Below are 25,538 nucleotides of genomic sequence, written 5' to 3' on the forward strand. Positions count from 1 at the left end.
GGTGATTATGGGCTTCAGACTGTTGCGGAAAAAGAGCATAAAATGCAGAGGATTTTTGCGATTCTGGCAATAATAGATATACAGACGAAAAAAAACCTCGAGCGTTAACTCGAGGCTTCTTAATAAGTGGCGGAACGGACGGGACTCGAACCCGCGACCCCCTGCGTGACAGGCAGGTATTCTAACCGACTGAACTACCGCTCCACCGAATTCTTTTACAACCACCGGTTTTATGACCGGCTTACTGCTTAATTTGATGCCTGGCAGTTTATGAATCACTTCGTGATTCACCCTTCGGGCCGTTGCTTCGCAACGTTCAAAAGCTTTCGCTTTTGTCCTACTCTCTTATCGAGTAGTGAACTGCCTCAAAGGTCAGTGCCATTCTTCGTAATTTGATGCCTGGCAGTTCCCTACTCTCGCATGGGGAGACCCCACACTACCATCGGCGCTACGGCGTTTCACTTCTGAGTTCGGCATGGGGTCAGGTGGGACCACCGCGCTACGGCCGCCAGGCAAATTCTGTTTTATCAGACCGCTTCTGCGTTCTGATTTAATCTGTATCAGGCTGAAAATCTTCTCTCATCCGCCAAAACACCTTCGGCGTTGTAAGGTTAAGCCTCACGGTTCATTAGTACCGGTTAGCTCAACGCATCGCTGCGCTTACACACCCGGCCTATCAACGTCGTCGTCTTCAACGTTCCTTCAGGACCCTTAAAGGGTCAGGGAGAACTCATCTCGGGGCAAGTTTCGTGCTTAGATGCTTTCAGCACTTATCTCTTCCGCATTTAGCTACCGGGCAGTGCCATTGGCATGACAACCCGAACACCAGTGATGCGTCCACTCCGGTCCTCTCGTACTAGGAGCAGCCCCCCTCAGTTCTCCAGCGCCCACGGCAGATAGGGACCGAACTGTCTCACGACGTTCTAAACCCAGCTCGCGTACCACTTTAAATGGCGAACAGCCATACCCTTGGGACCTACTTCAGCCCCAGGATGTGATGAGCCGACATCGAGGTGCCAAACACCGCCGTCGATATGAACTCTTGGGCGGTATCAGCCTGTTATCCCCGGAGTACCTTTTATCCGTTGAGCGATGGCCCTTCCATTCAGAACCACCGGATCACTATGACCTGCTTTCGCACCTGCTCGCGCCGTCACGCTCGCAGTCAAGCTGGCTTATGCCATTGCACTAACCTCCTGATGTCCGACCAGGATTAGCCAACCTTCGTGCTCCTCCGTTACTCTTTAGGAGGAGACCGCCCCAGTCAAACTACCCACCAGACACTGTCCGCAACCCGGATCACGGGTCCACGTTAGAACATTAAACATTAAAGGGTGGTATTTCAAGGCCGGCTCCATGCAGACTGGCGTCCACACTTCAAAGCCTCCCACCTATCCTACACATCAAGGCTCAATGTTCAGTGTCAAGCTATAGTAAAGGTTCACGGGGTCTTTCCGTCTTGCCGCGGGTACACTGCATCTTCACAGCGAGTTCAATTTCACTGAGTCTCGGGTGGAGACAGCCTGGCCATCATTACGCCATTCGTGCAGGTCGGAACTTACCCGACAAGGAATTTCGCTACCTTAGGACCGTTATAGTTACGGCCGCCGTTTACCGGGGCTTCGATCAAGAGCTTCGCTTGCGCTGACCCCATCAATTAACCTTCCGGCACCGGGCAGGCGTCACACCGTATACGTCCACTTTCGTGTTTGCACAGTGCTGTGTTTTTAATAAACAGTTGCAGCCAGCTGGTATCTTCGACTGATTTCAGCTCCATCCGCAAGGGACTTCACCTACATATCAGCGTGCCTTCTCCCGAAGTTACGGCACCATTTTGCCTAGTTCCTTCACCCGAGTTCTCTCAAGCGCCTTGGTATTCTCTACCTGACCACCTGTGTCGGTTTGGGGTACGATTTGATGTTACCTGATGCTTAGAGGCTTTTCCTGGAAGCAGGGCATTTGTTGCTTCAGCACCGTAGTGCCTCGTCATCACGCCTCAGCCTTGATTTTCCGGATTTGCCTGGAAAACCAGCCTACACGCTTAAACCGGGACAACCGTCGCCCGGCCAACATAGCCTTCTCCGTCCCCCCTTCGCAGTAACACCAAGTACAGGAATATTAACCTGTTTCCCATCGACTACGCCTTTCGGCCTCGCCTTAGGGGTCGACTCACCCTGCCCCGATTAACGTTGGACAGGAACCCTTGGTCTTCCGGCGAGCGGGCTTTTCACCCGCTTTATCGTTACTTATGTCAGCATTCGCACTTCTGATACCTCCAGCATGCCTCACAGCACACCTTCGCAGGCTTACAGAACGCTCCCCTACCCAACAACGCATAAGCATCGCTGCCGCAGCTTCGGTGCATGGTTTAGCCCCGTTACATCTTCCGCGCAGGCCGACTCGACCAGTGAGCTATTACGCTTTCTTTAAATGATGGCTGCTTCTAAGCCAACATCCTGGCTGTCTGGGCCTTCCCACATCGTTTCCCACTTAACCATGACTTTGGGACCTTAGCTGGCGGTCTGGGTTGTTTCCCTCTTCACGACGGACGTTAGCACCCGCCGTGTGTCTCCCGTGATAACATTCTCCGGTATTCGCAGTTTGCATCGGGTTGGTAAGTCGGGATGACCCCCTTGCCGAAACAGTGCTCTACCCCCGGAGATGAATTCACGAGGCGCTACCTAAATAGCTTTCGGGGAGAACCAGCTATCTCCCGGTTTGATTGGCCTTTCACCCCCAGCCACAAGTCATCCGCTAATTTTTCAACATTAGTCGGTTCGGTCCTCCAGTTAGTGTTACCCAACCTTCAACCTGCCCATGGCTAGATCACCGGGTTTCGGGTCTATACCCTGCAACTTAACGCCCAGTTAAGACTCGGTTTCCCTTCGGCTCCCCTATTCGGTTAACCTTGCTACAGAATATAAGTCGCTGACCCATTATACAAAAGGTACGCAGTCACACGCCTAAGCGTGCTCCCACTGCTTGTACGTACACGGTTTCAGGTTCTTTTTCACTCCCCTCGCCGGGGTTCTTTTCGCCTTTCCCTCACGGTACTGGTTCACTATCGGTCAGTCAGGAGTATTTAGCCTTGGAGGATGGGCCCCCATATTCAGACAGGATACCACGTGTCCCGCCCTACTCATCGAGCTCACAATATGTGCATTTTTGTGTACGGGGCTGTCACCCTGTATCGCGCGCCTTTCCAGACGCTTCCACTAACACACACACTGATTCAGGCTCTGGGCTGCTCCCCGTTCGCTCGCCGCTACTGGGGGAATCTCGGTTGATTTCTTTTCCTCGGGGTACTTAGATGTTTCAGTTCCCCCGGTTCGCCTCATTAACCTATGGATTCAGTTAATGATAGTGTGACGAATCACACTGGGTTTCCCCATTCGGAAATCGCCGGTTATAACGGTTCATATCACCTTACCGACGCTTATCGCAGATTAGCACGTCCTTCATCGCCTCTGACTGCCAGGGCATCCACCGTGTACGCTTAGTCGCTTAACCTCACAACCCGAAGATGTTTCTTGCGATTCATCATCGTGTTGCGAAAATTTGAGAGACTCACGAACAACTTTCATTGTTCAGTGTTTCAATTTTCAGCTTGATCCAGATTTTTAAAGAGCAAAACTTCGCAGTGAACCTTTGCAGGTACACTCTGAAGTATTTTTTATTTAATCACTACAGAGATGGTGGAGCTATGCGGGATCGAACCGCAGACCTCCTGCGTGCAAAGCAGGCGCTCTCCCAGCTGAGCTATAGCCCCATAACATGTAGTTAAAACCTCTTCAAATTTGCGATGCAAATTTGGTAGGCCTGAGTGGACTTGAACCACCGACCTCACCCTTATCAGGGGTGCGCTCTAACCACCTGAGCTACAAGCCTGTAGAGGTTTTACTGCTCATTTTCATCAGACAATCTGTGTGAGCACTGCAAAGAACGCTTCTTTAAGGTAAGGAGGTGATCCAACCGCAGGTTCCCCTACGGTTACCTTGTTACGACTTCACCCCAGTCATGAATCACAAAGTGGTAAGCGCCCTCCCGAAGGTTAAGCTACCTACTTCTTTTGCAACCCACTCCCATGGTGTGACGGGCGGTGTGTACAAGGCCCGGGAACGTATTCACCGTGGCATTCTGATCCACGATTACTAGCGATTCCGACTTCATGGAGTCGAGTTGCAGACTCCAATCCGGACTACGACGCACTTTATGAGGTCCGCTTGCTCTCGCGAGGTCGCTTCTCTTTGTATGCGCCATTGTAGCACGTGTGTAGCCCTGGTCGTAAGGGCCATGATGACTTGACGTCATCCCCACCTTCCTCCAGTTTATCACTGGCAGTCTCCTTTGAGTTCCCGGCCGGACCGCTGGCAACAAAGGATAAGGGTTGCGCTCGTTGCGGGACTTAACCCAACATTTCACAACACGAGCTGACGACAGCCATGCAGCACCTGTCTCACAGTTCCCGAAGGCACCAATCCATCTCTGGAAAGTTCTGTGGATGTCAAGACCAGGTAAGGTTCTTCGCGTTGCATCGAATTAAACCACATGCTCCACCGCTTGTGCGGGCCCCCGTCAATTCATTTGAGTTTTAACCTTGCGGCCGTACTCCCCAGGCGGTCGACTTAACGCGTTAGCTCCGGAAGCCACGCCTCAAGGGCACAACCTCCAAGTCGACATCGTTTACGGCGTGGACTACCAGGGTATCTAATCCTGTTTGCTCCCCACGCTTTCGCACCTGAGCGTCAGTCTTCGTCCAGGGGGCCGCCTTCGCCACCGGTATTCCTCCAGATCTCTACGCATTTCACCGCTACACCTGGAATTCTACCCCCCTCTACGAGACTCAAGCTTGCCAGTATCAGATGCAGTTCCCAGGTTGAGCCCGGGGATTTCACATCTGACTTAACAAACCGCCTGCGTGCGCTTTACGCCCAGTAATTCCGATTAACGCTTGCACCCTCCGTATTACCGCGGCTGCTGGCACGGAGTTAGCCGGTGCTTCTTCTGCGGGTAACGTCAATGAGTAAAGGTATTAACTTTACTCCCTTCCTCCCCGCTGAAAGTACTTTACAACCCGAAGGCCTTCTTCATACACGCGGCATGGCTGCATCAGGCTTGCGCCCATTGTGCAATATTCCCCACTGCTGCCTCCCGTAGGAGTCTGGACCGTGTCTCAGTTCCAGTGTGGCTGGTCATCCTCTCAGACCAGCTAGGGATCGTCGCCTAGGTGAGCCGTTACCCCACCTACTAGCTAATCCCATCTGGGCACATCCGATGGCAAGAGGCCCGAAGGTCCCCCTCTTTAGTCTTGCGACATTATGCGGTATTAGCTACCGTTTCCAGTAGTTATCCCCCTCCATCAGGCAGTTTCCCAGACATTACTCACCCGTCCGCCACTCGTCAGCGAAACAGCAAGCTGTTTCCTGTTACCGTTCGACTTGCATGTGTTAGGCCTGCCGCCAGCGTTCAATCTGAGCCATGATCAAACTCTTCAATTTAAAAGTTTGATGCTCAAAGAATTAAACTTCGTAATGAATTACGTGTTCACTCTTGAGACTTGGTATTCATTTTTCGTCTTGCGACGTTAAGAATCCGTATCTTCGAGTGCCCACACAGATTGTCTGATAAATTGTTAAAGAGCAGTTGCGACGCAGCTTTCAGCTCACTGTCGCGAGGTGGCGTATATTACGCTTTCCTCTTTCAGAGTCAACCCTGAATTTCAGGATTTTTTCTCTTCAACCGAACCGGCTGTTTGTGTGAAGTGATTCACATCCGCCGTGTCGATGGAGGCGCATTATAGGGAGTCGGCTCAGGAAGACAAGCGGAAAAATGCATTTTTATTTCAACCGCTCATCTTTTAATCATTGCGCCGGTTTTTGCTGCTTTTTTATCGCTTGCGGCAGGTCTGCCAGGCTATTTAACACCCAATCTGCCGCGTTTTCTGCTTCAGGTGTAATAGGTTTACCCGTACGCACCAGCACTTTTGTTCCCACGTTCGCCGCAACCGCTGCCTGCATATCTTCTAATTTATCGCCCACCATATAAGAAGCGGCCATATCAATATGCAAATAATCGCGTGCTGACAAAAGCATCCCCGGATGTGGTTTGCGGCAATCGCAGACCTGGCGAAACTCTTCAACACTACCCTGCGGATGATGCGGGCAATAATAGATACCATCCAGATCGACATCTCGGTCCGCCAGCGACCAGTCCATCCACTCGGTCAGCGTTTCAAACTGTGCTTCGGTAAATTTACCGCGAGCAATGCCAGACTGGTTGGTTACTACCACCAGCGCAAAGCCCATTTTTTTTAGCTCGCGCATGGCGTCAATAACACCGTCGATAAATTCAAAGTTGTCGATCTCATGGACATAGCCGTGATCGACATTAATGGTGCCATCACGGTCAAGAAAAATTGCGGGTACGCTCTTCGCCACCTTTTATAGCTCCTTAATAAGGCATGGGACGCTAGTATCGCATGTTTCGACCTGCAAGAAAGTGCTCTTCGCATAAACCTGATTGATTTAGACGTCTGGATGCCTTAACATCCATTTCATTGACGGCGTTGCCCGTTTCAGGCATTCGAGATGCCACGACTAACTTAATGACGATAATAAATAATCAATGATAAAACTTTCGAATATCACCAAAGTGTTCCACCAGGGCACCCGCACCATCCAGGCGTTGAACAACGTCAGCCTGCATGTGCCAGCTGGACAAATTTATGGCGTTATCGGTGCCTCAGGCGCGGGTAAGAGTACGCTTATACGTTGTGTAAACCTGCTGGAGCGCCCAACCGAGGGTAGCGTGCTGGTCGATGGCCAAGAATTGACCACGCTGTCAGAATCCGAGTTGACCAAAGCTCGCCGCCAGATTGGTATGATTTTCCAGCATTTTAACCTGCTCTCTTCGCGTACTGTTTTTGGCAACGTGGCTCTGCCGCTGGAGCTGGACAACACACCGAAAGACGAGATCAAACGTCGCGTGACGGAATTGCTGTCATTGGTTGGTCTTGGCGATAAGCATGATAGCTACCCGTCGAATCTTTCCGGTGGGCAGAAACAACGTGTGGCGATTGCCCGTGCATTAGCCAGCAATCCCAAAGTATTGCTGTGTGATGAAGCCACCAGCGCGCTGGACCCGGCAACGACACGTTCTATTCTCGAACTGCTGAAAGACATTAACCGCCGTCTGGGTTTGACGATTCTGTTGATCACCCACGAAATGGACGTTGTGAAGCGTATTTGTGATTGCGTGGCGGTCATCAGCAATGGCGAACTGATCGAGCAGGACACGGTAAGTGAAGTGTTCTCGCATCCGAAAACGCCGCTGGCGCAGAAGTTTATTCAGTCGACCCTGCATCTGGATATCCCGGAAGATTACCAGGAACGTCTGCAAGCGGAGCCATTTACTGACTGCGTGCCGATGCTGCGTCTGGAGTTTACCGGTCAATCGGTCGATGCCCCACTGCTTTCTGAAACCGCGCGTCGTTTCAACGTCAACAACAACATTATTAGCGCGCAGATGGACTACGCCGGTGGCGTTAAATTCGGCATCATGCTGACTGAAATGCACGGCACACAACAAGATACGCAAGCCGCCATTGCCTGGCTGCAGGAACACCATGTAAAAGTAGAGGTACTGGGTTATGTCTGAGCCGATGATGTGGCTGCTGGTTCGTGGCGTATGGGAAACGCTGGCAATGACCTTCGTATCCGGATTTTTTGGCTTTGTGATTGGTCTGCCGGTTGGCGTTCTGCTTTATGTCACGCGTCCGGGGCAAATTATTGCTAACGCGAAGCTGTATCGTACCGTTTCTGCGATTGTGAACATTTTCCGTTCCATCCCGTTCATTATCTTGCTGGTATGGATGATTCCGTTTACCCGCGTTATTGTCGGTACATCGATTGGTTTGCAGGCAGCAATTGTTCCGTTAACCGTTGGTGCAGCACCGTTTATTGCCCGTATGGTCGAGAACGCTCTGCTGGAGATCCCAACCGGGTTAATTGAAGCTTCCCGCGCAATGGGTGCCACGCCAATGCAGATCGTCCGTAAAGTGCTGTTACCGGAAGCGTTGCCGGGTCTGGTGAATGCGGCAACTATCACCCTGATTACCCTGGTCGGTTATTCCGCGATGGGTGGTGCAGTCGGTGCCGGTGGTTTAGGTCAGATTGGCTATCAGTATGGCTACATCGGCTACAACGCGACGGTGATGAATACGGTACTGGTATTGCTGGTCATTCTGGTTTATTTAATTCAGTTCGCAGGCGACCGCATCGTCCGGGCTGTCACTCGCAAGTAACGTTCAACACAACATAAATAATTGAAGAAGGAATAAGGTATGGCGTTCAAATTCAAAACCTTTGCGGCAGTGGGAGCCCTGATTGGATCACTGGCACTGGTAGGCTGCGGTCAGGATGAAAAAGATCCAAACCACATTAAAGTCGGCGTGATTGTTGGTGCCGAACAGCAGGTAGCAGAAGTCGCGCAGAAAGTTGCGAAAGACAAATATGGCCTGGACGTTGAGCTGGTAACCTTCAACGACTATGTTCTGCCAAACGAAGCATTGAGCAAAGGCGATATCGACGCCAACGCCTTCCAGCATAAACCGTACCTTGATCAGCAACTGAAAGATCGTGGCTACAAACTGGTCGCAGTAGGCAACACTTTTGTTTATCCGATTGCTGGTTACTCCAAGAAAATCAAATCACTGGATGAACTGCAGGATGGTTCGCAGGTTGCCGTGCCAAACGATCCAACTAATCTTGGTCGTTCACTGCTGCTGCTGCAAAAAGTGGGCTTGATCAAACTGAAAGATGGCGTTGGCCTGCTGCCGACCGTTCTTGATGTTGTTGAGAACCCAAAAAATCTGAAAATTGTTGAGCTGGAAGCACCGCAGCTGCCTCGATCTCTGGACGACGCGCAAATCGCTCTGGCAGTTATCAATACCACCTATGCCAGCCAGATTGGCCTGACTCCAGCGAAAGACGGTATCTTTGTCGAAGATAAAGACTCCCCGTACGTGAACCTGATCGTAACGCGTGAAGATAACAAAGACGCCGAGAACGTGAAGAAATTCGTCCAGGCTTATCAGTCTGATGAAGTTTACGAAGCAGCAAACAAAGTGTTTAACGGCGGCGCTGTTAAAGGCTGGTAATTTTTAGGCTGTTTCCACAATTTGTAATATCATTCAGGACGGGCGCTTGCCCGTCTTGTCATTTTTACAAGCTCCTGATTCAATATTGACGTTTTGATCATACATTGAGGAAATACTATGCGTGCTTTACCGATCTGTTTAGTAGCACTCATGCTAAGCGGCTGTTCCATGTTAAGCAGATCCCCTGTCGAACCCGTTCAAAGCACTGCACCCCAGCCGAAAGCGGAGCCTGCAAAACCGAAAGCGCCGCGCGCCACGCCGGTCCGAATTTATACCAATGCAGAAGAATTAGTCGGCAAACCGTTCCGCGATCTCGGTGAAGTCAGTGGCGACTCTTGCCAGGCCTCTAATCAGGACTCTCCGCCGAGCATTCCAACCGCGCGTAAGCGGATGCAAATCAACGCCTCTAAAATGAAAGCCAATGCGGTATTACTGCATAGCTGCGAAGTCACCAGCGGTACGCTAGGCTGCTATCGTCAGGCTGTATGTATCGGCTCTGCGCTTAACATTACGGCGAAATGAGCAGTTTCCAGTTCGAGCAAATAGGCGTTATTCGCTCGCCCTATAAAGAAAAATTCGCCGTTCCGCGCCAGCCTGGTCTGGTAAAAAGCGCCAACGGCGAACTGCATCTCATTGCTCCCTACAACCAGGCCGACGCCGTTCGCGGCCTGGAAGCGTTCAGCCATTTATGGATCCTTTTCGTCTTTCATCAAACGATGGAAGGCGGCTGGCGTCCGACTGTGCGTCCACCGCGCCTCGGCGGTAACGCCAGAATGGGGGTTTTCGCAACACGCTCTACTTTCCGCCCTAACCCAATTGGTATGTCGCTGGTAGAGCTGAAAGAGGTTGTTTGCCATAAAGACAGCGTGATTCTGAAGCTCGGCAGTCTGGATCTGGTCGATGGTACGCCGGTAGTGGATATCAAACCGTATCTCCCCTTTGCCGAATCGCTTCCCGATGCCAGTGCCAGCTATGCGCAAAGTGCGCCAGCTGCAGAGATGGCGGTGAGTTTTACCGCAGAGGTCGAAAAGCAGCTTTTGACGCTGGAGAAGCGTTATCCGCAGTTAACGCTGTTTATCCGCGAAGTACTGGCGCAGGACCCGCGCCCGGCCTATCGTAAAGGTGAGGAAACGGGCAAAACCTATGCCGTCTGGCTACATGATTTTAACGTTCGCTGGCGCGTCACCGACGCAGGTTTTGAAGTCTTTGCGCTGGAACCGCGTTAAATTCACGCCCTTCTCTTTTGACATTTCTTTTGCACTGGTAAACTAAATCACTTTTTTTGTCCCAGGCTCGCCTTGAGCCTGTTCTACCTTCCAACTGGAACCGTAACAACATGCGTACTAGCCAATACCTGCTCTCCACTCTCAAGGAGACACCTGCCGACGCCGAGGTGATCAGCCATCAGCTGATGCTGCGCGCCGGGATGATCCGCAAGCTGGCCTCCGGGTTATATACCTGGCTGCCGACCGGCGTGCGCGTTCTGAAAAAAGTCGAAAACATCGTGCGTGAAGAGATGAACAACGCCGGTGCAATCGAGGTGTCGATGCCGGTGGTTCAGCCAGCCGATTTGTGGCAAGAGAGTGGTCGTTGGGAACAGTACGGTCCGGAACTGCTGCGTTTTGTTGACCGTGGCGAGCGTCCGTTCGTACTCGGCCCAACTCATGAAGAAGTTATCACTGACCTGATTCGTAACGAGCTTAGCTCTTACAAACAGCTGCCGCTGAACTTCTATCAGATCCAGACCAAGTTCCGCGACGAAGTGCGTCCGCGTTTCGGCGTCATGCGTTCCCGCGAATTCCTGATGAAAGATGCTTACTCTTTCCATACTTCTCAGGAATCCCTGCAGGAAACCTACGATGCAATGTATGCGGCCTACAGCAAAATCTTCAGCCGCATGGGGCTGGATTTCCGCGCCGTGCAAGCCGACACCGGTTCTATCGGCGGCAGCGCCTCTCACGAATTCCAGGTGCTGGCGCAGAGCGGTGAAGACGATGTGGTCTTCTCCGACACCTCTGACTATGCAGCGAACATTGAACTGGCAGAAGCTATCGCGCCGAAAGAACCGCGCGCTGCTGCTACCCAGGAAATGACGCTGGTTGATACGCCGAACGCGAAAACCATCGCGGAACTGGTTGAACAGTTCAATCTGCCGATTGAGAAAACGGTTAAGACTCTGCTGGTTAAAGCGGTTGAAGGCAGCAGCTTCCCGCTGGTTGCGCTGCTGGTGCGCGGTGATCACGAGCTGAACGAAGTTAAAGCAGAAAAACTGCCGCAGGTTGCAAGCCCGCTGACTTTCGCGACCGAAGAAGAAATTCGTGCTGTGGTTAAAGCCGGTCCGGGTTCACTGGGTCCGGTAAACATGCCGATTCCGGTGGTGATTGACCGTACCGTTGCGGCGATGAGTGATTTCGCTGCTGGTGCTAACATCGATGGTAAACACTACTTCGGTATCAACTGGGATCGCGATGTCGCTACCCCGGAAGTTGCAGATATCCGTAACGTGGTGGCTGGCGATCCAAGCCCGGATGGCCAGGGTACGCTGCTGATCAAACGTGGTATCGAAGTTGGTCACATCTTCCAGCTGGGTACCAAGTACTCCGAAGCACTGAAAGCCTCCGTACAGGGTGAAGATGGCCGTAACCAAATCCTGACGATGGGTTGCTACGGTATCGGGGTAACGCGTGTGGTAGCTGCGGCGATTGAGCAGAACTACGACGAACGCGGCATCGTATGGCCTGACGCTATCGCGCCGTTCCAGGTGGCGATTCTGCCGATGAACATGCACAAATCCTTCCGCGTACAAGAGCTTGCTGAGAAACTGTACAGCGAACTGCGTGCACAAGGTATCGAAGTGCTGCTGGATGACCGCAAAGAGCGTCCGGGCGTGATGTTTGCTGATATGGAACTGATCGGTATTCCGCACACTATTGTGCTGGGCGACCGTAACCTCGACAACGACGATATCGAATATAAATATCGTCGCAACGGCGAGAAACAGTTAATTAAGACTGGTGACATCGTCGAATATCTGGTGAAACAGATTAAAGGCTGATGCCAGAAAGGGTCCTGAATTTCAGGGCCCTTTTTTACATGGATTGTATAAAATGGATAAACCAAAGGCGTACTGCCGCCTGCTTCTCCCCAGCTTTCTTTTACTTTCGGCTTGTACCGTTGATATCAGCCAGCCAGACCCATCAGCCACAGCAGTAGATGCCGAGGCAAAAACATGGGCTGTCAAATTCCAGCATCAAAGCTCTTTCACCGAACAATCAATAAAAGAAATAACGGTACCTGATCTCAAACCCGGCGATTTGCTGTTCTCCTCAAGCCTTGGGGTAACCTCATTTGGAATCCGCGTCTTCAGCACTTCCTCTGTGAGTCACGTTGCAATCTATCTGGGTGATAATAACGTTGCAGAAGCGACAGGCGCTGGCGTCCAGATCGTTTCCCTTAAAAAAGCGATGAAGCATAGTGATAAGCTTTTCGTCTTACGAGTCCCGGATCTTACCCCGCAACAAGCCACAGATATCACCGCGTTTGCCAATAAAATCAAAGATAGCAGTTATAACTATCGCGGCATTGTCGAATTTATTCCCTTTATGGTGACTCGCCAGATGTGCTCACTGAATCCGTTCTCCGAGGATTTTCGCCAACAGTGCGTCAGCGGCCTGGCGAAAGCGCAGTTAAGCAGTGTGGGCGAAGGAGACAAAAAGTCGTGGTTTTGTTCGGAATTTGTCACTGATGCATTTGCCAAAGCCGGGCATCCGCTTACGCTGGCGCAATCAGGCTGGATTAGCCCTGCCGATCTGATGCATATGCGTACTGGCGATGTCTCTGCGTTTAAGCCAGAAACGCAGTTACAGTATGTTGGGCACCTGAAGCCAGGGATTTATATCAAGGCGGGTCGCTTTGTTGGGCTGACTCAGTGATAAAGCCAGCCTCGTGCACAAAATGCCGGATGCGTCGTGAACGCCTTATCCGGCCTACAAAATCGTGCTAATTCAAAATGTTGCATTATATGCTGTAGGCCTGATAAGCGCAGCGCATCAGGCAATTTTGCGTTTGTTTCTGCCTTAAGCAGGTTTACTGCCCCAAACTACTGCAATCCTTATTCGGGTAAAATTTACCCGCCGTATCGGGCGCTAATACTTTGGTTGGCGCACCAGTATCCGGATTAGCCTCAAGCGTAAAGTGACCTTCTACTGACAGTAACACCGGTTTTTCACTGTGACCGCGCGCAGCCAGGTAGCTACGCTCCAGCTCTGCGTTATTCGCTACCATGAAACGTTTTCCGGTCGCGCAATCAGTGAAGGTCGCCGCATCAGCCATATAAAAATACATGCCTCGCAGGGTCATCGGCGTCATAGGTAAACTGGATTGTGCCGGTTCCAGCGTATAGTTGAACTGCGATTCAATTGGATTGCCTTCACGATCGAGCATCTCCAGCGCATCGCCTTTCGCCCGATAATATGACTTTTCACCTTTGCTGTCGGTTAATACCAGCTTGTCAGCGGTTCGCGCCCATGTACCGTAGGAAGCGAAGGAGGAAGGTTCTTCACGAGCACCGAGATAACGCTCATTCATCACCCATGTTCCGTCTTTTTCGAGGAACAGAGAGGTTTCGATCCCTTCGCAATCGGCACACGGCAGCACGCCGCGCCAACTTTGCGGCATCGGTTTTAGTTCGGCAGCCTGCGCCGGAGAAAGCGTATCGACTTCGGCCCGATTATTACATCCCATCAGAGTAAAGAGGCTGATTACAGCCATCGCTGTCACTATCGCTTTTTTCACCATCCATTCCTTCTTTTTATTCCCGACCGCTGCGTACTTTGCCGCGCATCGCCTTCACGCTTGATTTTTGTGCTTTCTATGCCAGCCTGCGCTCTTTCGATGCACGGGTGGGCCGCGTGGGTCGTCGGGCTTTTTGTTCTGTTGTTAAATCTTTAATCACTGCCACCAGCCGGGCCAGCGCCGCTTCGCGGTTCAGTTCCTGACTGCGGTATTCCTGTGCCTTAATGACAATTACGCCATCATGCTGATCAAATGATGGCTGGCGGCGAGCAGACGCTCTTTGTAATACTCTGGCAGGCTGGACGCCCGAATGTCAAAACGCAGATGAATAGCCGTTGAGGTCTTATTAACATGCTGCCCGCCCGCGCCCTGCGCACGAATGGCGGTGATCTCAAGCTCACCATCGGGAATAGCAACATGTCGGGAAATCACAATCATGAAGGTTGTTGCCAGGCGGTTAAGTTCACTTCCAGATTATTCTTATCATCCGATAACCAGATCACGCCATCCTGAATCGTTGCCTGCAGCGTCATGGTACGATCGGCAAAGGCGCTTACTTTCGCCAGTTGTTCATCGTCCAGATACCAGACGGAAAGATTGGCAAACTGCACACATTTGCTCTGATTTTGCTGCCACCAGATTTGCGCCGCCCGGCTATTATAGGTAAACAGCGCCACTTTTGCGGCCTGGGTGCAGGCTTTCTTAATCCGCCGCTCATCCGGCAGCCCCAGCTCAATCCACAAATCAATGCCCAGGTGATCGTTACGCAGCCACGCTTCCGGCTCATAATCGGCACACAAACCACGGGTAAATTGCAGACGTTCATCAGCATATTTCAGCCACGCCAGCAGGCGCAGCATCATACGCTCCTGGGTTTCTGAAGGGTGGCGCGCCAGCGTCAGAGAGGCATCGAGAAACTGGTTGCGGTCGAGATCGGCCACATTAACCGTCGCTTTATAAATTGTCGCTTTAAGCGCCATAAGAAAACTCCTTTCGAATCAGGAGGCCATTGTAACGGAATACGTGCAGTTGCGGCGCTGATATTGCAGAAATGAGTGTGGTATAGTCACCTTGCGAAACAGAGTTTATCTTCGTAGGCTTAGACTTGCATCCACGGTTAAGTCAGAGTGCTGACAGGAGGGCATGTGGAAAAATATTGTGAGTTAATACGCAAGCGGTACGCGGAAATCGCCAGCGGAGACTTAGGATACGTTCCGGACGCGCTGGGCTGCGTTTTGAAAGTGCTGAATGAAATGGCTGCCGACGACGCCCTTTCTGAGGCTGTCAGGGAAAAAGCAGCATACGCTGCGGCAAACTTACTGGTGAGCGATTATGTCAATGAATGATGCGTATCAACCAATCAATTGTGATGATTACGATAATCTTGAGCTCGCCTGCCAGCATCATTTAATGCTGACACTTGAGCTGAAAGATGGCGAAAAATTGCAGGCAAAAGCCAGTGATTTAGTCTCCCGCAAAAATGTGGAGTATCTGGTCGTCGAGGCCGCTGGCGAAACCCGCGAGCTGCGTCTGGATAAAATTACCAGCTTTAGCCACCCGGAAATCGGTACGGTGGTGGTAAGCGAATCCTGATTGACTTTCGCCGGATGCGACGTTTGATGCGTCTTATCCGGCTTTCACTTAACTAAGCGTTTTCTGCCAGACAAAACTTACGCCATTCTCACCTTCAGCCACACCTTCTTGCGTCACAAATACCCCTGCCGCCGCAATCAGCGTTTCGCCATAAAACAGCAGTGGCGTGGTGTCACGTAGCCACGGCGGCACGCCCAGCTCTTGCCAGATTTTCTTTAGCTTACGTCCGCCGTTACGCCCGACAATATGCAGCAATCCTGGCGCTTTGAAACGCACGCTGACCGCTTCGTCTGCACGCGGAGGGCGAATATCGCCTCCCGCAGTAAGCTGTACACTTCCCAGCCCCGCCGGTAATTCCAGCGGTTGTAGCCACGTCTGCCACGGCACAATGGTTTCGCTTTGCCCAGTGACGGATTTAATCCACCACAGTTGCGACTGATAGCGCCGTATTTCAAACGCGCCAAAACGTAAACAGGGGGAGGCATCTTCCCGCGCCAGCGCCACTTCCTGCCAGATCCGCACCAGCGCGTCGCGGGAAGGCATCGGTGCATTCTGCCCTGCCAGCCAGCGGCGGATAATCGCCGCGCGACGGGCATCACTCATCGCCAGCATTGGCGCAATCTGCAGCGTCCCCTGCGACGTTTGGCAGTGTGCTAAATCATCCGCCAGCAGTTCATCCAACAGACTCTCTTGTTCAGCACAAAGTGCGGCGCTGCGGGCCGTTGCTTCGGCAAAATGCGGCCAACGCTGCTGCAATAACGGCACTACACGCAGGCGCAGAAAGTTACGATCGTATGAGTCGTCCTGATTACTTTCGTCTTCAATCCAGCGTAAACCATGCGCCAATGCCCACTGCTCCAGTTCCCCCCGCGTGCGGGCAAGCAACGGGCGGATAAGCCGTGTTCCGGCAAATTCCGAAACTTCCCCCATAGCCGAAAGCCCGGCAGGGCCGCTACCGCGTTTTAGCGCCAGCAGAAAGGTTTCACATTGATCGTCGAGATGTTGCGCGGTGACCAGCACTTCACCGGGTAACAGGGTACGAGCAAATGCCTGATAACGCGCCTGCCGCGCCTGGGCCTCAATGCCCAGTCCTTCTTGCGCAAGTTGCACGCGCTCGACCACCAGCGGCACCTGCCACTGTTGGCAGATGTTCTCGCAATGCCTAACCCAGGCATCGGCATTAGCACTTAAACCATGATGCACATGGATAGCGCGTAGAGTGACGCCCGGATTTTCCGTCCGCCACTGCACCAACTGATGCAGCAGAACGGTGGAGTCAAGCCCGCCGCTAAAGGCCACCAGAATCTGGCGTGAGGTGAGAAGTTGTCTATTGAGCGTGAGTGTCATGATGGTGCGATTTTACAGTAGCAATGCCCGGCACGTTACCGGGCAAATGCGGCGATGACAAGCCTTACTGCTCATACAGTTCCAACGGCAGCCCGTCCGGATCGTTAAAGAACGTGAAGCGTTTTTGCGTGTATGGATCGACACGGATGGCTTCACACTTCACGTTATGGCTTTCAAGGTGCGCCACTGCCGCATCGATATCATCAACGCTAAAAGCCAGATGACGCAGGCCGCAAGCTTCCGGTCGGCTGGGGCGCTCCGGCGGGAACGGAAAAGAGAAAAGCTCAATCACATATTGCCCATTAAGCGCCAAATCCCCTTTCCACGAGTCGCGCGCTTCGCGATAGACTTCGCTTTGCAGCGTGAAACCAAGAATATCGCAGTAGAAAGCTTTGCTCACCGCATAATCCGTCGCAATAATCGCAATATGGTGAACCTGTTTTAAACCCAGCATAACGTCTCCTTTATTTGTTAACAGCACGTTACTCGCCCGGAAGCCGCTCTGGCAAGTTATCCCGCCATTTTTAGGACTCGTACGCGGTAAACGCCGTCTTCGTCCTGTTTCGCGCCGTGAATATCCGTTTCAAAACCGGGGTAATGTTGCCCTACGGAACAAAGCATCAGTAGAAAATCGAGTACCGTGCGGCTCTCTTTGGTCAGCATTTCTCCTGGCATCAACAGCGGTACGCCCGGTGGATAAGGCAGGATCATATTTGCCGATACTCTACCGACCAGTTGTTCCAGCGCAATGGTTTCTACTTCACCTTTAATCTGTCTCTGCCATGCCTGATGTGGCGTCATGATCATTTCCGGCAAAGTATCGAATGCCCGCAACATCAAACCGGGAAGATCGTGTTTACGAATCAGCTTATGGATCCCTTGCGCCAGATCCTGAATACGCATATTGCGGTAGAAATCGGGATCTTCAGCATAGAGATCGGGTAGCATATTTTTGATCCGCAGGTTGAGATCGTAAGAGCGTTTAAATTCCGTCAACCCACGCAATAATCCCATTGCTTTGGTTTTATCGATACCAATACTAAAGAGAAACAGCAGGTTATAAGGGCCGGTTTTCTCTACTACGATCCCACGTTCGTCGAGGAATTTTGCCACCAGCGCCGCCGGGATCCCCTCCTCGCTCATATTGCCCTGTTCGTCCATCCCCGGTGTCAAAATAGTGACTTTAACCGGATCGAGAAACATATGATCGGCATCCGCATCGTTAAAGCCGTGCCACTGTTCGCCTGGCGCAACGGGCCAGCATTCGGCTTCATCCACCTGCGGCGGTTGCCAGATATCGAAAAACCAACCGTCAGACTCTTCCCGCAACCGCTGGACCTCTTTGCGAAAATGCAGCGCCCGCTCCACCGAACGGTTAATCAGCCGTTTGCCCGGATTACCACGCAGCATCGCCGCCGCCGTCTCAACCGAAGCAACAATGGGATAACTGGGCGAGGTGGTGGTATGCATCATAAAGGCTTCGTTAAACGCCTCTTCGTCATACTCGCCTTTAATGTGGATCAGCGAAGCCTGCGATAACGCCGCCAGCATTTTGTGGGTCGATTGCGTTTCGAAGATCACTTTTCCCGCAACACGCTCGCCGCTCATACCACTTTTCCCCTGGTAGATCGGATGAAAATGGGTGTACGGCACCCAGGCGGAATCGAAGTGGATCGACGGGACATCCAGCGTCTGTTTGATCCAGTCGGTGTTGTAGAGCAAGCCATCATAGGTGGAGTTGGTAATCACCGCATGAACCGGCCATTGTGCCTGCGTGGTGGCAGCGACTTTCTCTTCGATGCTGTCGCGAGTAAATTCACGGCGCGGGATCCCACCAAGAATCCCCAACGCATTACGCGTCGGTTTCAGCCAGACTGGCACTACATCGTTCATCATCAACAGATGCGCCAGCGATTTATGACAATTGCGGTCGATCAACAGCGTACTGCCGGATGGCGCGGCGTACATACCCACAATTTTGTTCGACGTCGATGTTCCGTTGGTAACGATATAACTCTGTTCCGCGCCAAAAGTCCGCGCGATGTACTCTTCCGCTTCCAGGTGTGGCCCGGTGTGGTCGAGCAACGAACCAAGCTCGGTGACCGAAATAGAGACATCAGCCTTGAGGGTATTCCCGCCGAAAAAATCATAAAACAGGCAGCCAACCGGGCTTTTTTGATATGCGGTGCCGCCCATATGCCCCGGCGTACAAAAGGTGTACTTCCGCTCTTTGACGTAGGTAAACAAGGCTTTCGTGAACGGCGGCGTAATGTTATCAAGATATTCGTTGGTGTACTGACGCATACGAATGGCGATATCTTCCGCCTGCCCAGCGCATATTCAAAAAACCAGAGCGCCATCCGCATATCCTGCACGCTGACATCCATCGTCGAGTGGGTGTTGATGAAGGCATAAAGCGGGAGATATTCATTAAGTTGATTGATATCGCTGCATAAATCGAGACTGTACTCATCCCAGTCAAAAATCACGCCACAAATTCGAGGGTTATGTTCGATAAATTTCAGCAAATCAACGCTGTTTTGTGGCCAGATAATCTGAAAGCCTTGCGCCACCAGCGCCGACTCCAGTTCTTTGATGGGCTCATCTTTATAAAAGACGCCATGCGGTCCCATAATGGCAATGATGTTCATGTGTTCCTCCTGGAAAATCCTTCCTTAATCATAGCCTGCTCAAACCGTGGCGATAAAAAAGGGCCACCGAAGTGACTAATGCCGATCAGTTAAGGATCAGTTGACCGATCCAGTGGCTGTGTAAGAATCCGGAAACGCTCACTTGTTTCCGGATTTTTTTATGCACATTGGACAGGCTCTTGATCTGGTATCCCGTTACGATTCTCTGCGTAACCCACTGACTTCTCTGGGGGATTACCTCGACCCCGAACTCATCTCTCGTTGCCTTGCCGAATCAGGTACTGTAACGCTACGCAAGCGCCGTCTTCCCCTCGAAATGATGGTCTGGTGTATTGTTGGCATGGCGCTTGAGCGTAAAGAACCTCTTCACCAGATTGTGAATCGCCTGGACATCATGCTGCCGGGCAATCGCCCCTTCGTTGCCCCCAGTGCCGTTATTCAGGCCCGCCAGCGCCTGGGAAGTGAGGCTGTCCGCCGCGTGTTCACGAAAACAGCGCAGCTCTGGCATAACGCCACGCCGCATCCGCACTGGTGCGGCCTGACCCTGCTGGCCATCGATGGTGTGTTCTGGCGCACACCGGATACACCAGAGAACGATGCAGCCTTCCCCCGCCAGACACATGCCGGGAACCCGGCGCTCTACCCGCAGGTCAAAATGGTCTGCCAGATGGAACTGACCAGCCATTTGCTGACGGCTGCAGCCTTCGGCACGATGAAGAACAGCGAAAATGAGCTTGCTGAGCAACTTATAGAACAAACCGGCGATAACACTCTGACGTTAATGGATAAAGGTTATTACTCACTGGGACTGTTAAATGCCTGGAGCCTGGCGGGAGAACACCGCCACTGGATGATACCTCTCAGAAAGGGAGCGCAATATGAAGAGCCCAGAAAACTGGGTAAAGGCGATCATCTGGTGAAGCTGAAAACCAGCCCGCAGGCACGAAAAAAGTGGCCGGGACTGGGAAATGAAGTGACAGCCCGCCTGCTGACCGTGACGCGCAAAGGAAAAGTCTGCCATCTGCTGACGTCGATGACGGACGCCATGCGCTTCCCCGGAGGAGAAATGGCGGATCTGTACAGTCATCGCTGGGAAATCGAACTGGGATACAGGGAGATAAAACAGACGATGCAACTGAGCAGGCTGACGCTGAGAAGTAAAAAGCCGGAGCTTGTGGAGCAAGAGCTGTGGGGTGTCTTACTGGCTTATAATCTGGTGAGATATCAGATGATTAAAATGGCGGAACATCTGAAAGGTTACTGGCCGAATCAACTGAGTTTCTCAGAATCATGCGGAATGGTGATGAGAATGCTGATGACATTGCAGGGCGCTTCACCGGGACGTATACCGGAGCTGATGCGCGATCTTGCAAGTATGGGACAACTTGTGAAATTACCGACGAGAAGGGAAAGGGCCTTCCCGAGAGTGGTAAAGGAGAGGCCCTGGAAATACCCCACAGCCCCGAAAAAGAGCCAGTCAGTTGCTTAACTGACTGGCATTACCACCGAAGTGACCCTTTTTCAGAACTTTTGCGAATTACGCGTAACCGTAGCTCATCAGGCGCTGATAACGACGATTTTTTAAATCTTCAGTGCTTAACACATCGAGATCGGCCAGATCCGCCAGCAGTTGCGCTTTCAACGATACCGCCATCGCTTCCGGGTTACGGTGAGCGCCGCCCAGCGGTTCCGGGATGATGGAGTCGATCAGTTTCAGCTCTTTCAGACGCGGAGCGATGATACCCATCGCTTCAGCCGCCAGCGGCGCTTTGTCGGCGCTCTTCCACAGAATGGACGCACAACCTTCCGGCGAGATAACGGAATAGGTGCTGTATTGCAGCATATTCACTTTATCGCCCACGCCAATCGCCAGCGCACCGCCAGAACCACCTTCACCGATAACCGTACAAACTACCGGTACGCCGAGGCGAGACATTTCACGCAGGTTGCGTGCAATGGCTTCAGACTGACCACGCTCTTCTGCGCCCACGCCAGGATAAGCCCCCGGGGTGTCGATAAAGGTGATGATAGGCATCTTAAAGCGTTCAGCCATTTGCATCAGACGCAGTGCTTTGCGGTAACCTTCTGGCGCTGGCATACCAAAGTTACGGCGAATTTTTTCTTTGGTTTCACGACCTTTTTGATGACCAATGATCATCACCGGACGACCGTCAAGACGGGCGATACCACCGACGATAGCTTTATCGTCTGCATACGCGCGGTCGCCAGCCAGTTCGTCAAATTCATCAAATGCCAGGCGAACGTAATCCAGGGTATAAGGACGCTGTGGATGGCGTGCCAGTTGCGCAATCTGCCATGCACCGAGATCGGCGAAGATTTTACGTGTCAGTTCTACGCTTTTTTCACGCAGACGATGCACTTCTTCATCGATGTTAATATCCAGTTTCTCATCCTGACGGCTAACCGCAGTCAGAGAATCGATTTTCGCTTCCAGCTCTGCAATCGGCTGTTCAAAATCAAGGAAATTCAGACTCATAGTATTCCTGTATTAGTCAAACTCCAGTTCCACCTGCTCCGAACCAATGAGGCCACGGAGATCGTTTAATAAACGATCGCTCGGAGAGACACGCCACGTCGCGCCAAAACGCAACCGCGCGCGTGCATCCGCCCTCTGATAGTAGAGATGTACTGGAATTGTCCCAGAGCGGTGGGCTTCCAGAGACTGACGGAGTCGGTTTAAAAGCTGGTCATCAATTTGCCTGTCCGTCAGCGAGATAGCAAGCCCGCGAGCATATTTTTCCCGGGCTTCGTCAATATCCATCACTTCGCGAGCGGTCATTTTAAGCCCACCGCTGAAGTCATCAAAGCTGACCTGTCCGCTGACGATAAGTATGCGGTCTTTTTCCAGCAATTGCTGGTATTTATCCAGGGCGTCAGTAAACAACATCACTTCCAGCCGCCCGGAACGGTCATCCAGCGTGCAGATACCGATACGATTGCCGCGCTTGGTGACCATAACCCGCGCGGCAACAACGAGCCCCGCAGCCGTGATGACTTTACCACGTTCTGTCGGGTGCATGTCTTTCAGCCTTACGCCTCCGACATAACGCTCAATCTCTTTTAAATACTGGTTGATAGGGTGTCCCGTAAGGTACAGACCTAACGTTTCACGTTCCCCATCTAACACCACCTGCTCCGGCCACGGTTGGCAGCTGGCGTAGGATTGTTCAATTTGTTCCGGCTCTTCGGCCAGCACGCCGAACATATCGGCCTGACCGATAGCTTCCGCTTTCGCGTGTTGATCTGCCGCTTTTAACGCATCACCCAGCGAGTTCATCAGCGCCGCGCGGTGTGGCCCAAGACGGTCAAACGCCCCGGACATGATCAGTTTTTCCAGCACCCGCCGGTTTAACTTTTTGGTGTCGGTACGGGCGCAGAGATCAAACAGTTCGCGGAAGTAGCCGCCTTTATTACGGGCTTCGATGATGGCCTCAATCGGACCTTCACCTACCCCTTTGATGGCGCCAATACCATACACGATTTCGCCGTCGTCGTTGACGTGGAAATGGTAAAGACCGGAGTTTATATCTGGTGGCAGGATTTTCAGCCCCATCCGCCAGCACTCATCCACCAGGCCCACCACCTTCTCGGTGTTGTCCATATCGGCGGTCATTACCGCCGCCATAAACTCCGCCGGATAGTGCGCTTTCAGCCATAACGTTTGATATGACACCAAAGCATAGGCCGCAGAGTGCGATTTGTTAAATCCGTAACCCGCGAATTTCTCCACCAGGTCGAAGATTTTCATCGCCAGTTCGGCGTTGATTCCGTTCTTTTCTGCACCTTCAGCAAATACAGAACGCTGCTTAGCCATCTCTTCCGGCTTTTTCTTACCCATCGCACGACGCAGCATATCCGCGCCACCGAGGGTATAACCAGAAAGCACCTGCGCAATCTGCATGACCTGTTCCTGATACAGGATGATGCCGTAGGTTGGCTCCAGTACCGGTTTCAGGCTTTCATGCTGCCACTGTACGTCCGGATAGGAAATCTCTTCGCGACCATGTTTACGGTCGATAAAGTTATCCACCATCCCTGACTGCAACGGGCCGGGGCGGAACAGTGCCACCAGTGCGATCATATCTTCGAAGCAGTCAGGTTGCAGACGCTTGATCAGGTCCTTCATGCCGCGCGATTCAAGCTGGAATACCGCCGTGGTTTCCGAGCGTTGCAGCATGTCGAAGCTTTTCTTATCATCCAGCGGGATCGCAGCGATATCCAGCGGCGGCTCGCCATTCTTCGCCCGCCGCTTGTTGATCATCTCCAGCGCCCAGTTGATGATGGTGAGCGTACGCAAACCAAGGAAGTCGAACTTCACCAGTCCGGCGTATTCAACGTCGCTTTTATCAAACTGGGTGACCGGATGTTTGCCCTCTTCATCGCAGTAAAGCGGCGCAAAATCGGTAATTTTGGTCGGCGCGATAACCACCCCACCGGCGTGCTTACCGGCGTTACGGGTGACCCCTTCCAGTTTGCGCGCCATGTCGATCAGCGCCTTAACTTCTTCATCCGCTTCGTAGATTTCCGGCAGCTGCGGCTCGGCTTCAAACGCTTTCGCCAGCGTCATCCCCGGATCGGGCGGGATCAGTTTCGAGATACGATCGACAAAGCCGTACGGATGCCCCAGCACGCGGCCTACGTCGCGGATCACCGCTTTCGCCGCCATTGTACCGAAGGTGATGATCTGCGATACCGCATCACGACCGTACATGTCCGCTACGTGCTCGATAACCTGATCGCGTTTCTCCATACAGAAGTCAACGTCGAAGTCAGGCATGGAGACACGTTCCGGGTTAAGGAAACGTTCGAACAGCAGGTCAAATTCCAGCGGATCGAGGTCGGTGATTTTCAGCGCGTAGGCCACCAGTGAACCCGCACCGGAGCCACGGCCTGGCCCTACCGGTACGCCGTTATCTTTCGACCACTGGATAAATTCCATAACGATGAGGAAGTAGCCCGGGAAGCCCATCTGGTTGATAACCTGAAGTTCAGTCTCCAGACGTTCGTCATATTCCGGGCGGCGCTTAACACGTTCTTCCTCGTCAGGGAATAAAAAGGCCAGACGCTCTTCCAGGCCCTCTTTTGCACGCTTGACCAGATAATCTTCGGTGCTCATGTCCCCGGTCGGGAACTGCGGCAGGAAGTATTCACCAAGACGCACGGTTACGTTACAACGTTTGGCGATCTCAACGGTGTTGGCAAGAGCTTCGGGGATGTCGGCAAACAGCTCGCACATCTCCTCTTCGCTACGCATATATTGCTGCGGCGAATAGTTACGCGGGCGTTTAGGATCGTCGAGGGTAAAGCCGTCGTGGATCGCGACGCGGATTTCGTGTGCGTCAAAGTCGCTGCTGTCGATAAAGCGCACGTCGTTGGTCGCCACGACGGGCAAACCGCGCGCTTCCGCCAGTTCCACCGCCGCGTGCAGATAGCTTTCTTCGTCCGGCCTGCCGGTGCGGATCAGCTCAAGAAAATAGCGATCCGGGAAGTGTTCTTCATAAAACGCGACACACTCATCTACCAGCGCGCTGTTACCACGCAAAAGACTGCGTCCGACGTCGCCCATGCGTCCGCCGGAAAGAAGGATCAACCCTTCGTTTAATTCGATAAGCCAGTCGCGATCGATGATCGGCCCGGCGGCACCGTACCCGCGCTGATACGCTTTTGAGATCAGCAACGTCAGATTCTGATAGCCGGTATTGTTCGCCGCCAGTACCGTCAGGTGGGTTAACTCATCACCCAGCAGGTCGCACTGGACGTTAAAATCTGCCCCGACGATAGGCTTAATCCCTGCGCCATGTCCCGCTCCGTAGAACTTCACCAGACCACAAAGGTTGGTGAAATCGGTGATCGCCAGTGCTGGCATACCCAACGCCGCCGCCTTTTTTACCAACGGTGCGGTTTTGGCCAGGCCATCGATCATCGAGTAGTCGCTGTGCACCCGCAGGTGTACGAAACGTGGTTCAGACATCTTC

18 protein-coding genes, 3 tRNA genes, 3 rRNA genes and 2 pseudogenes are annotated in these 25,538 nt (G+C 52.5%); 11 read left to right on the forward strand and 15 right to left on the reverse strand.

The features are described from left to right. Positions 1-127: 127 nt before the first annotated feature. The 7 genes from C1P89_RS14535 to gmhB all read right to left on the reverse strand — a co-directional run bounded on the left by C1P89_RS14535 (position 128) and on the right by gmhB (position 6,437). Positions 128-204 (reverse strand) — tRNA-Asp (locus C1P89_RS14535). Between the two features lie 193 nt (positions 205-397). Further along, positions 398-513, reverse strand: a 5S ribosomal RNA gene (rrf, locus tag C1P89_RS14540). Between the two features lie 94 nt (positions 514-607). After that, positions 608-3,510 (reverse strand): 23S ribosomal RNA (locus C1P89_RS14545). 183 nt (positions 3,511-3,693) lie between these two features. Beyond that, a tRNA-Ala gene (locus tag C1P89_RS14550) sits at positions 3,694-3,769 on the reverse strand. A gap of 42 nt (positions 3,770-3,811) precedes the next feature. Next, positions 3,812-3,888: transfer RNA gene (locus tag C1P89_RS14555), tRNA-Ile, on the reverse strand. A 68-nt stretch (positions 3,889-3,956) separates the two neighbouring features. Continuing rightward, a 16S ribosomal RNA gene (locus C1P89_RS14560) occupies positions 3,957-5,498 on the reverse strand. The 16S, 23S and 5S rRNA genes sit together here with 3 tRNA genes alongside, the layout of an rRNA operon. A 363-nt stretch (positions 5,499-5,861) precedes the next feature. After that, positions 5,862-6,437: a D-glycero-beta-D-manno-heptose 1,7-bisphosphate 7-phosphatase gene (gene gmhB / locus C1P89_RS14565; protein ID WP_001140187.1), complete on the reverse strand. Its 576-nt coding sequence runs from the start codon at positions 6,435-6,437 to the stop codon at positions 5,862-5,864. Between the two features lie 187 nt (positions 6,438-6,624). Here gmhB and metN point away from each other — a divergent pair, with 187 nt between their 5' ends. The 7 genes from metN to C1P89_RS14600 all read left to right on the forward strand — a co-directional run bounded on the left by metN (position 6,625) and on the right by C1P89_RS14600 (position 13,089). Next, positions 6,625-7,656 carry a methionine ABC transporter ATP-binding protein MetN gene (metN, locus tag C1P89_RS14570; protein ID WP_000593994.1) on the forward strand — a complete coding sequence of 344 codons (1,032 nt, stop codon included), beginning with the start codon at positions 6,625-6,627 and terminating at the stop codon, positions 7,654-7,656. Beyond that, positions 7,649-8,302, forward strand: a complete 654-nt coding sequence (locus tag C1P89_RS14575; protein WP_001294600.1) for a methionine ABC transporter permease MetI — start codon at positions 7,649-7,651, stop codon at positions 8,300-8,302. The genes metN and C1P89_RS14575 overlap by 8 nt, the downstream gene beginning before the upstream one ends. Before the next feature lie 39 nt (positions 8,303-8,341). Continuing rightward, a complete protein-coding gene (gene metQ / locus C1P89_RS14580; protein WP_000874224.1) occupies positions 8,342-9,157 on the forward strand; it encodes a methionine ABC transporter substrate-binding lipoprotein MetQ in 816 nt (271 codons plus the stop codon). A 117-nt stretch (positions 9,158-9,274) separates the two neighbouring features. After that, on the forward strand, positions 9,275-9,679 hold the full coding sequence (rcsF, locus tag C1P89_RS14585; RefSeq protein WP_001202327.1) for an Rcs stress response system protein RcsF: 405 nt from the start codon (positions 9,275-9,277) through the stop codon (positions 9,677-9,679). Continuing rightward, the gene (tsaA, locus tag C1P89_RS14590; RefSeq protein ID WP_000094011.1) at positions 9,676-10,383 is read left to right on the forward strand and encodes a tRNA (N6-threonylcarbamoyladenosine(37)-N6)-methyltransferase TrmO; all 708 of its coding nucleotides are present in this window, start codon (positions 9,676-9,678) and stop codon (positions 10,381-10,383) included. Before rcsF ends, tsaA begins: the two co-directional genes overlap by 4 nt. Before the next feature lie 110 nt (positions 10,384-10,493). Beyond that, positions 10,494-12,212: a proline--tRNA ligase gene (gene proS / locus C1P89_RS14595; protein ID WP_001260712.1), complete on the forward strand. Its 1,719-nt coding sequence runs from the start codon at positions 10,494-10,496 to the stop codon at positions 12,210-12,212. 52 nt (positions 12,213-12,264) lie between these two features. Beyond that, entirely contained in the window at positions 12,265-13,089 is an 825-nt protein-coding gene (locus tag C1P89_RS14600) for a YaeF family permuted papain-like enzyme (protein ID WP_005139446.1), read from the forward strand. A 154-nt stretch (positions 13,090-13,243) separates the two neighbouring features. On the opposite strand, the gene nlpE is transcribed toward C1P89_RS14600, so the two are convergent. The 3 genes and pseudogenes from nlpE to C1P89_RS14615 all read right to left on the reverse strand — a co-directional run bounded on the left by nlpE (position 13,244) and on the right by C1P89_RS14615 (position 14,931). After that, positions 13,244-13,954, reverse strand: coding sequence for an envelope stress response activation lipoprotein NlpE (gene nlpE / locus C1P89_RS14605; protein ID WP_000239192.1), 711 nt, complete (start codon positions 13,952-13,954; stop codon positions 13,244-13,246). Between the two features lie 73 nt (positions 13,955-14,027). Continuing rightward, positions 14,028-14,389, reverse strand: a pseudogene (gene arfB / locus C1P89_RS14610) (alternative ribosome rescue aminoacyl-tRNA hydrolase ArfB). After that, entirely contained in the window at positions 14,386-14,931 is a 546-nt protein-coding gene (locus C1P89_RS14615) for a YaeQ family protein (protein ID WP_001185303.1), read from the reverse strand. The pseudogene arfB and the gene C1P89_RS14615 overlap by 4 nt, the downstream one beginning before the upstream one ends. 165 nt (positions 14,932-15,096) lie before the next feature. On the opposite strand from C1P89_RS14615, the gene C1P89_RS14620 reads away from it, so the two are divergent. Together C1P89_RS14620 and rof are read left to right on the forward strand one after the other, a co-directional pair. Further along, positions 15,097-15,297, forward strand: coding sequence for a YaeP family protein (locus C1P89_RS14620; RefSeq protein WP_000417058.1), 201 nt, complete (start codon positions 15,097-15,099; stop codon positions 15,295-15,297). Continuing rightward, entirely contained in the window at positions 15,284-15,544 is a 261-nt protein-coding gene (gene rof / locus C1P89_RS14625) for a Rho-binding antiterminator (protein ID WP_000062297.1), read from the forward strand. The genes C1P89_RS14620 and rof overlap by 14 nt, the downstream gene beginning before the upstream one ends. A gap of 48 nt (positions 15,545-15,592) precedes the next feature. On the opposite strand, the gene tilS is transcribed toward rof, so the two are convergent. The 3 genes and pseudogenes from tilS to ldcC all read right to left on the reverse strand — a co-directional run bounded on the left by tilS (position 15,593) and on the right by ldcC (position 19,488). Further along, on the reverse strand, positions 15,593-16,891 hold the full coding sequence (gene tilS / locus C1P89_RS14630; protein WP_000176562.1) for a tRNA lysidine(34) synthetase TilS: 1,299 nt from the start codon (positions 16,889-16,891) through the stop codon (positions 15,593-15,595). 64 nt (positions 16,892-16,955) lie between these two features. After that, positions 16,956-17,345 carry a VOC family protein gene (locus tag C1P89_RS14635; protein ID WP_000901098.1) on the reverse strand — a complete coding sequence of 130 codons (390 nt, stop codon included), beginning with the start codon at positions 17,343-17,345 and terminating at the stop codon, positions 16,956-16,958. Between the two features lie 56 nt (positions 17,346-17,401). After that, positions 17,402-19,488: pseudogene (gene ldcC, locus C1P89_RS14640) on the reverse strand (lysine decarboxylase LdcC). Between ldcC and C1P89_RS26005 the strand changes: the two are divergent. Further along, positions 19,399-19,617: a hypothetical protein gene (locus tag C1P89_RS26005; protein ID WP_239964994.1), complete on the forward strand. Its 219-nt coding sequence runs from the start codon at positions 19,399-19,401 to the stop codon at positions 19,615-19,617. The pseudogene ldcC and the gene C1P89_RS26005 overlap by 90 nt on opposite strands. 67 nt (positions 19,618-19,684) lie before the next feature. Beyond that, positions 19,685-21,031: an IS4-like element IS4 family transposase gene (locus C1P89_RS14645; RefSeq protein WP_005139426.1), complete on the forward strand. Its 1,347-nt coding sequence runs from the start codon at positions 19,685-19,687 to the stop codon at positions 21,029-21,031. Between the two features lie 48 nt (positions 21,032-21,079). Here the strand turns inward: C1P89_RS14645 and accA are convergent, their stop codons facing one another. Beyond that, the gene (gene accA / locus C1P89_RS14650) at positions 21,080-22,039 is read right to left on the reverse strand and encodes an acetyl-CoA carboxylase carboxyl transferase subunit alpha (protein ID WP_000055743.1); all 960 of its coding nucleotides are present in this window, start codon (positions 22,037-22,039) and stop codon (positions 21,080-21,082) included. 12 nt (positions 22,040-22,051) lie between these two features. Next, positions 22,052-25,534, reverse strand: coding sequence for a DNA polymerase III subunit alpha (gene dnaE / locus C1P89_RS14655; RefSeq protein WP_001294773.1), 3,483 nt, complete (start codon positions 25,532-25,534; stop codon positions 22,052-22,054). Positions 25,535-25,538: the final 4 nt, after the last annotated feature.

The sequence above is a fragment of the Shigella sonnei genome (assembly GCF_002950395.1).
In the GTDB taxonomy this organism is placed as follows: domain Bacteria; phylum Pseudomonadota; class Gammaproteobacteria; order Enterobacterales; family Enterobacteriaceae; genus ECMA0423.